Source organism: Alkalihalobacillus sp. TS-13 (assembly GCF_019720915.1).
Classification (GTDB): Bacteria; Bacillota; Bacilli; order Bacillales; family Fictibacillaceae; genus Pseudalkalibacillus.
On the sequence record NZ_JAHKSI010000042.1, the window covers coordinates 1 to 255 of the forward strand.

The following is a 255-nucleotide window of genomic DNA, read 5'->3' on the forward strand; positions in this document are numbered from 1 at the left end:
AAGACTGGGATAACTCCGGGAAACCGGGGCTAATACCGGATAACATTCTCCTCTGCATAGAGGGGGATTAAAAGATGGCTTCGGCTATCACTTACAGATGGGCCCGCGGCGCATTAGCTAGTTGGTGAGGTAAGGGCTCACCAAGGCGACGATGCGTAGCCGACCTGAGAGGGTGATCGGCCACACTGGGACTGAGACACGGCCCAGACTCCTACGGGAGGCAGCAGTAGGGAATCTTCGGCAATGGACGAAAGT

At 56.1% G+C, this 255-nt stretch carries 1 rRNA gene; it reads left to right on the plus strand.

What is annotated here, in order from left to right:
• Positions 1 to 255: ribosomal RNA gene (locus KOL94_RS25015) — 16S ribosomal RNA — on the plus strand; the annotation flags it as partial.